Raw genomic sequence first — 6,560 nt, 5'->3', positions numbered from 1 at the left:
ACACCGGTCAAAACCCATCAGCGTCCTGCGGAAACCTCAGAGCGAGTTCGTCGGTCGCCAGCAGCGCCGCCGCCCTCGTTGGTGAGCCGGTTTCTAAGACCACATACAAAACAAGTCAACAGGCGATTTCAGAAAAGCCGATATTTCTTACATCGATATGATTTTACATCATTATTTCCACATTTTCGCTTTTTCGGTGGCTTTTTCACCACCTCAGATTGGTGCCGTTCGCAATGTCGCAGAAACTTCATCTTCAGCGTGCGTCGGACACGGAGCTTGAGGCCGAACCCGTCCCGAACGGATCGAATGCCGCTTTCGCGGCTCCCTTGCGCGCGCTAAGGACATGCCACCGATCAGAGAACTCGGAGACCGCCATGCTCGTCCTCTCAGAACAACAGACCCGAGACGCCCTGCCCTTTGCCGACCTCATCGACGCGCTTGCAGAGATGTTCGCCGGCGACTGCGTCATGCCGGTCCGCCACCATCACGACGTCGTCGTGCCGGGGGAGGAGAACGCGACGCTGCTGCTGATGCCCGCCTGGCAGCCCGGCGCCTATATCGGGGTCAAGCTCGTCTCCGTGTTTCCGGGCAATACGCGACGCGGCCTGCCGGCCATCTTCGGCAGCTATCTGCTCTCATCCGGCAAGACCGGCGAGTTGCTTGCGATCGTCGACGGCGGCGAACTCACGGCCCGGCGCACGGCGGCTGCGTCCGCCCTTGCCGCCCGCCATCTTGCGCGCGCGGATGCGAGGCGCCTCCTCGTCGTCGGGGCCGGACGACTGTCGCTGAACCTCGTCGCTGCCCATTCGGCCGTCCGGCCGATCGAGGAGATCGCCATCTGGGGACGGGACGCGGCCAAAGCCGAGGCGGCCGCCGGCGAGGCGTGTGCTGCGGGCTTCAACGCCGGCGCCGTCACCGACCTCGAACGGACCGCGCGCGAGGCCGACATCATCTCCTGCTGCACGCTTTCCGAGACGCCGCTCGTGCACGGGGCGTGGCTCAGGCCCGGAACGCACCTGGACCTGATCGGCGCCTTCAAGCCCTCCATGCGCGAGACCGACGACGAGGCGGTGACACGCGCGACGCTGTTCGTCGATACCCGCGACGGTGTGTTCAGCGAGGGTGGCGATCTCGTCCAGCCGATCAGGGCGGGCATCATCGGCCCGGAGGCGATCAGGGCCGACCTCGCAGAACTCGTAACCAGGCGGGATCAGGGCCGGCGCTCGCCCGAGGAGATCACGCTCTTCAAGTCGGTGGGCGCAGCCCTCGAGGATCTCGCCGGTGCGATCCTCGCCTACCGCAACCACGGAGCCTGACCGGCCATGCCCAAGGATGGCGGGCCCGAGCGCGCACACGCCCCTGCCGTACTGCCGCAACTGCCGGTCAACGCGGTGCTGCCGGCATTGTCGCAGGCGCTGAGCGCAGGCACGCGGGCAGTGCTCGCCGCCCCGCCCGGCGCCGGCAAGACGACGATCGTACCGCTACACCTGCTCGACGCCTCTTGGCGTGGCGATGGGCGCATCATCCTGCTCGAGCCGCGCCGGCTGGCGGCGCGGGCTGCGGCGGGGCGGATGGCGGAACTTCTCGGCGAGCGCGTCGGCGATACCGTCGGCTACCGGATGCGGCTCGAAAGCCGGATTTCCGCGCGGACCCGGATCGAGGTCGTGACCGAAGGCGTGTTCGCCCGGATGATCATCGACGATCCGGAGCTTTCCGGTATCGCCGCCGTGCTGTTCGACGAGTTTCACGAGCGTTCGCTGGACGCCGATCTTGGCCTGGCGCTGGCGCTCGACGCACAGTCGGCGCTACGGGAGGATCTGCGCATCCTTGTCATGTCGGCGACCCTCGATACCGACCGGGTCGCCCGGCTGATGGACGGCGCGGCAGTCATCGAGAGCGCCGGGCGCAGCTTTCCCATCGAGCTCCGGCATGCCGACCGGCCGCCCGGCGAGCGGATCGAGGAGACGATGGCGCGCGCGATCCGCGACGCCCACGCGGCAGAGAGCGCATCGATCCTGGCCTTCCTGCCGGGGCAGGCGGAGATCCGCCGGACGATGGAGCGGCTGGAGGGCCGTTTCGGCGAGGAGACGATGCTGGTCCCGCTCTACGGCAACCTGACGCAGCAGGAACAGGACGCGGCGATCCGCCCGCCGCCGGACGGCATGCGCAAGATCGTGCTTGCCACCTCGATCGCCGAGACGTCGATCACCATCGACGGGGTGCGCGTCGTCATCGACAGCGGCCTGCAGCGGCTGCCCGTCTTCGAGGCGGCAACCGGGATCACACGGCTGGAGACGGTGCGTGTGTCGCGCGCTTCGGCCGACCAGCGGGCCGGCCGGGCGGGGCGCACCGGCCCCGGCATCGCCGTCCGGCTCTGGCATGCCGGCCAGACCGCGGCGTTGCCGGCCTTCACGCCGCCGCAGATCCTTGCCAGCGATCTCTCCGGCTTCGTGCTGGACCTCGCGCAATGGGGCGTCATCGATCCGGCGAGCCTTCCGCTGATCGACCAGCCGCCGGCCGCGAGCCTGGAGGAGGCGCGCAGCCTGCTGCGGCTTTTGGGCGCGATCGATGCCGGCGGCGGCCTGACGCCGGTCGGCCGGAAGATGCGGACCCTCTCCCTGCCGCCGCGGCTTGCCGCCATGGTCATCCATGCGGCCGGCGAAGGCATGGCGACGGAGGCGGCGCTGCTTGCCGTGCTTCTGACCGAGCAGGGGCTCGGTGGACCTTCGCTCGACCTGGAAGAACGCCTGCGGCGCTTCAAGGCCGAACGGGGCGAGCGGGCCCAATCCTCCCGGCGGCTGGCAGCCCGCATCGCGGAAGCGGCCGGCGCAAGGGGCGCTGCCCTTCCCGTCCACCCCGGTGCGCTGCTGATGCATGCCTTCCCGGACCGGATCGCGCTGCAAAGAGGCGGGCGGGGGCGCTTCGTCATGGCCAACGGCCGCGGCGCGGAGCTCGCCGAGACCGAAGGGCTCGCGGCAAGCGCGATGCTGGTGATCGCAGATTTGACAGGCCAGGCCGGGCGGCAGCGCATCCTCGCCGCCGCCACGATCAGCCGCGCGGACGTCGAGGCCGAGATGGCAGCGAGCTTCGTTCGCGAGGAGCAATGCGTGTTCGACCCGGCAAGCAGTCAGGTCCGGGCGAGGAAGGTGACGCGGCTCGGCGCCATCGTGTTCGAGGAGACACCGCTGCCACGGCCGACGGGGCCGGCCGCCGCAAGGGCGCTCGCCGACGGGGTTCGCCAACTCGGGCTGCAGGCCCTGCCGTTCTCGAAATCCGGCGGACAGTTGCGCGAGCGGATCGGCTTCCTCCACCGGAGCCTCGGCGAACCCTGGCCAGACACCGGCGACGAGGCGCTGCTTGCGCGGCTCGACGAATGGTTCACGCCCTTCCAGGAGCTGACGCGCGGCCTCGACGACGTCACGCCGGCCAGCCTTTCGGACGGACTTATGGCGCTCGTGCCACAGGGCGTCCAGCGCGATCTCGAGCGTCTCGTGCCCACCCATTTCGAGGCGCCGACCGGGCAGCGGCATCCGATCCGCTACGACGGCAGCGAGCCGACCTTGCCGATCCGCGTGCAGGAACTGTTCGGTCTGCGCCAGCATCCCGCTGTGGCGGGCGGGCGCCTGCCGCTCCTGCTCGAACTGCTGTCGCCGGCCCACCGGCCGATCCAGACGACCCGCGACCTTCCCGGGTTCTGGGCCGGGTCCTGGAAGGACGTGCGGGCGGAGATGCGGGGACGCTACCCACGCCACCCCTGGCCGGAAGATCCCGCCGGCGCGATGCCGACGACACGGGCCAAGCCGCGTCGTACATGAGGCCGCGCAGCTTTCCGAGGCGGTTCGGAAGCGCCAGAAGGAATGAAAAGCAGGGAAGACCATGTCGATCTACAACGACAGTGCCGACGACAGCCAGCGCCAGCGCATGAGGCTCGAAACCCTTATCCGGCTAAGATGGCTCGCGGTGGCTGGCCAGTCCGTGACCGTGATCGTCGTTGCCTTCTGGCTGGGCTTCCCACTTCCGCTCCTGGCCTGCTCGGTGCTGATCGCCCTGCTTGCCGCCGTCAACTTCTATCTCACCGCGCGCTATTCGCCGGCGCACCGGCTGGCCCCCGGCTCCGCGCTGGCGCTGCTGGCCTTCGATCTCTCGCAGCTGACAGCACTGCTCTTCATGACCGGCGGCCTTGCTAACCCCTTTGCGCTGCTCGTCTGCGTTCCGGTGATCATCTCTTCCTCGGCGCAGCCGATCCGCCATAGCCTGGCGCTCGGCATCCTGGCTGCGGCCGGGATCACGGCGTTGGCCTTCACGCCGTTTCCCCTGCCGTGGTTTCCGGGGACCCTCCTCGTCATTCCGCCGATCCTGACGGCCGGCTTCTGGGTCGCCATCGCGTCGACGACCGCATTCGCCGCCTTTTATTCTTACCGCGTCTCGCTGGAAGCGGCCGAACTCTCCGACGCGCTGGCAGCGACCGAGCTCGTGCTTCAACGCGAAAAGCACTTGTCGCAACTGGACGGGCTCGCCGCCGCGGCGGCTCACGAACTTGGCACGCCGCTCGCGACGATCAGCGTCGTTGCGAAGGAGATGGAACGCGAGTTGGGCGAGGATCCGCGCTTCGGCGAGGACGTGCACCTGTTGCGAAGCCAGAGCGAGCGCTGCCGGGATATCCTGCGGCGGCTGACGACGCTGTCGGCGGACGACGAGGAGCACATGCGCCACCTGCCGCTGTCCTCGCTCCTCGAAGAGGTGATGGCACCGCATCGCGAATTCGGCATCCGTCTGCGGCTCGTGGAAGAGGGCACGCGCGCCGAGGAACCCGTCGGCCATCGCAACGCCGGCATTCTCTACGGGCTGGGCAATCTCCTGGAGAATGCCGTCGATCACGCGCGAAACGAAGTGGTCGTGACCGCGGGCCACACGCCGGACCGGGTCAGGCTGGTGATCGAGGACGATGGCGAGGGCTATGCCCCGGACATCCTGCTGCGGATCGGCGAGCCCTATGTCACCAAGCGACAGCGCGACGAGCGGGCCGGCGGGCTCGGGCTGGGCCTCTTCATCGCCAAGACACTGCTAGAGCGCTCCGGCGCCAAACTCACCTTCGGCAACCGGCAGGACGGCATCCCCGGCGCACGGGTAGAAGTCGAATGGCCACGCAACCGGATGGACGTCAAGCTGGCGAAATGACTTTACCCCTTGCGCCGAACCCGTCATAAGAAACAACGGAAAAGCAGCAAAATCAGCGCGGAACTGCGAAGATGGCAGACAAGATCGACACTCTCCCACCGGCGCCGGGCGCAGAAGACGCCGACTATATCGGCGCCGACCGCTCGCTCCTCATCGTCGACGACGACGGCCCTTTCCTGCGGCGCCTGGCGCGCGCGATGGAGACCCGCGGCTTCGACGTCGAGATGGCCGAGTCCGTGGCCGAGGGCATCGCCAAGGCGAAAGGCGCGCCGCCGAAATATGCGGTGGTCGACCTGCGGCTCAGCGACGGCAGCGGCCTCGACGTGATCGCCGCCATCCGCCAGCGCCGCGACGATACGCGGATCATCATGCTGACCGGCTACGGCAATATCGCAACGGCGGTGAATGCGGTGAAACTCGGCGCGGTCGATTACCTGGCGAAACCGGCCGATGCCGACGAGATCTTCTCGGCGCTGACGCAGAAGCCCGGCGAGAAGGCGGAACTTCCGGAAAATCCGATGTCAGCCGACAGGGTGCGCTGGGAACACATCCAGCGCGTCTACGAGATGTGCGATCGCAACGTGTCGGAAACGGCGCGCCGGCTGAACATGCATCGCCGCACCCTCCAGCGCATTCTCGCCAAACGGGCGCCGAAGTAGCCAGGACGGGCGATCAATCGCGGTCGCCGTTCACGACCGCGGCCATTTCCGATCCCTCGGCCGTCTTGTCGGTCAGAAGCTCGGCCTGCAGCAGCCGGCCGGCGGCGATCCGGGCGAAGGCGAAGGTGACGGACTTCCGTGTCGGCGGGGCGAGCTTGTGCTCCGGTGCCTCGCGCAGGATATGGGCGCCGTAGCCGTCGGATACGATCAGGCCGCAATCTTCGGGAAAGATATCGAGCGGCACGCCCCGGTGCGTGGCGAAGAAGAGCCGGTCGCAATGCATCCGGTAGTCCGGCCATTTCCTGTCGACGCGAAAGTCCTCGATCGATGTCTTGATCTCGACGATCCAGATCTCGCCCTTCGGGGCCAGACTGATGAGATCGGCGCGCCGGCCACTGGCAAGCGTCATCTCCGCCAGGACCGCATGGCTGAGATCGGCAAACAGGCGCTGCACGCCGCGGCGCACCATCATGGCGCGCTCGGACTGGCGCCCGTCGACCAGCGGATTGTCCTTGTGAAGCGATACGAGCGTCATGTTTTCAAACCTTCGGCGGAAGCAGTCGCGCCATCCTAGCAGAACCTGCCGGACAATGCCGCAACCACCTCACGTCAGGGGAATGTTGCAAAAAAGCCATCCGCTCTCTTTTGTGCTCCCGCACAACGGCGGAGAGCAGGCAGCGCACTTGCAAAAGCTCCTGAATCACAAATAAACCTTGATTGCAC

5 protein-coding genes are annotated in these 6,560 nt (G+C 67.6%); 4 read left to right on the top strand and 1 reads right to left on the bottom strand.

Features of this window, described 5'->3' with window-relative positions:
* The first annotated feature begins 374 nt into the window (after positions 1-374).
* From LQK81_RS12075 to LQK81_RS12060, 4 genes are all read left to right on the top strand, one after another.
* Complete coding sequence (locus tag LQK81_RS12075; RefSeq protein WP_230806517.1) at positions 375-1,316, top strand: ornithine cyclodeaminase family protein; 942 nt, start codon at positions 375-377, stop codon at positions 1,314-1,316.
* A gap of 6 nt (positions 1,317-1,322) precedes the next feature.
* The gene (gene hrpB, locus LQK81_RS12070) at positions 1,323-3,815 is read left to right on the top strand and encodes an ATP-dependent helicase HrpB (RefSeq protein ID WP_230806516.1); all 2,493 of its coding nucleotides are present in this window, start codon (positions 1,323-1,325) and stop codon (positions 3,813-3,815) included.
* A gap of 61 nt (positions 3,816-3,876) precedes the next feature.
* On the top strand, positions 3,877-5,178 hold the full coding sequence (locus LQK81_RS12065; RefSeq protein WP_230806515.1) for an ActS/PrrB/RegB family redox-sensitive histidine kinase: 1,302 nt from the start codon (positions 3,877-3,879) through the stop codon (positions 5,176-5,178).
* A gap of 71 nt (positions 5,179-5,249) precedes the next feature.
* Positions 5,250-5,837: an ActR/PrrA/RegA family redox response regulator transcription factor gene (locus LQK81_RS12060; protein ID WP_230806514.1), complete on the top strand. Its 588-nt coding sequence runs from the start codon at positions 5,250-5,252 to the stop codon at positions 5,835-5,837.
* Positions 5,838-5,850: 13 nt separating this feature from the next.
* Here the strand turns inward: LQK81_RS12060 and LQK81_RS12055 are convergent, their stop codons facing one another.
* Positions 5,851-6,372, bottom strand: a complete 522-nt coding sequence (locus tag LQK81_RS12055; protein WP_230806513.1) for an MmcB family DNA repair protein — start codon at positions 6,370-6,372, stop codon at positions 5,851-5,853.
* Positions 6,373-6,560 lie beyond the last annotated feature (188 nt).

The sequence above is a fragment of the Rhizobium sp. GN54 genome (assembly GCF_021026345.1).
In the GTDB taxonomy this organism is placed as follows: Bacteria; Pseudomonadota; Alphaproteobacteria; order Rhizobiales; family Rhizobiaceae; genus Mycoplana.
The sequence above is the reverse complement of the archived record's forward strand: the minus strand, read 5'-3'. Positions and strand labels throughout refer to the sequence as shown.